Source organism: Nodularia chucula CCY0103 (assembly GCF_963923915.1).
Taxonomy (GTDB): Bacteria; Cyanobacteriota; Cyanobacteriia; order Cyanobacteriales; family Nostocaceae; genus Nodularia; species Nodularia chucula.
In genome coordinates this window covers 1-1,188 of record NZ_CAWUOL010000195.1, presented here as the reverse complement: position 1 = coordinate 1,188, position 1,188 = coordinate 1, and the positions used below count along the sequence as shown (strand labels likewise).

Sequence of the window (1,188 nt, the reverse complement as noted above, 5' to 3'; positions counted from 1 at the left end):
CTTAACGGGTGACAACATAGCTAGACAGCTTGTTGAATAAGGGATAGAGCCTGAAGACCACGCTGGAAATAGAGGCGTTTGTGAGGCTTGAGCGCCATCAATCTTAAAGCTAAATCAGACCATAATTCCATGGCATAGATCCATAATTGTCCGTAAAGAGCAAAGCTAAAATCACTCTGGCGTGGAGTCCGATCATAGTGTTGTTGAATACGTCCGGCATAAATTTCAATACTTAATTGTTTCATCCGTTGACCTTGGAAAGTGGCCAAACTATAAGCAATAACAATCAATAATACCAAGGCTAAAAAACGAGTTTCATTTGCTTTGCTGTCCTCTAAATTATAGCCACCAGTTTTACAATCTTTAAAGAATTGTTCAATTCCCCAACGACATCGATATAAGGATAAAGTTTTTTGAAGTGTGGGCAGGTTAGTCAAGATATACCAAGGTTCTTTAGGACCCTTTCGGCGATATTTACGCTTCCAATAAACAGCAATATTAAAGAAACCCAATTCCGCACCTTTGCCACATTTGACTTGAGTGTAAAACTTCGACATTCCCGGCTTAAATCCTTGGTTTTTGAGAACTTGATATTCTTGTGTCAGATTTTCCTGGAAGTAAAGGTCTTTTTTCTGACGCAAGGCAAAGTATACGCCCTTGGATTCCAGCCATTGAGCTAGTTTAGGGCTATGAAATTCTCGATCTGCTAAGACCACAACTCGACAATTCTTCAATAGTGAAAGCGCCGTATTTAATAAGCGTTTTTGGGTTTTTAGATTACTATTACCCACATGATTTAATGTTTCCCAATATAGCGGTAAGGCATGGGTTCCCCACACCAAAGTTATCATAAATATATTCCTTCCCTTCCATTGAGTTCGGTCGATTGCAATCATCCAGTATCCAAATTTCTGATGCTTTTTTTGGTTCAAGTAACGTCTGAGTTCTCGATTACGTCGGTGTCCTGTTCTCTCTTGTCTAATCCAATATTTCACCAGTGGAAACCATAATAGTTTCACGCACAGGCTACCTATTACTAAAAATCTTTGTAGATTACGTTTCCGACTTTCGTATGTTATTGCTTGTGGAAATAAACTGGCCAATGTCGAGAGCTTAACCTGTCGATGTGCTTGTATTAATAACAACAATATCTCTAGTGTCAAATACTGCTGTTCTGTCAAATGCTTT

1 protein-coding gene is annotated in these 1,188 nt (G+C 38.9%); it reads right to left on the bottom strand.

Annotated elements, in window-relative coordinates; genetic code table 11:
• Positions 1-20 precede the first annotated feature (20 nt).
• Complete coding sequence (locus ACM0OP_RS24155) at positions 21-1,181, bottom strand: IS4 family transposase (protein WP_414530943.1); 1,161 nt, start codon at positions 1,179-1,181, stop codon at positions 21-23.
• Positions 1,182-1,188: the final 7 nt, after the last annotated feature.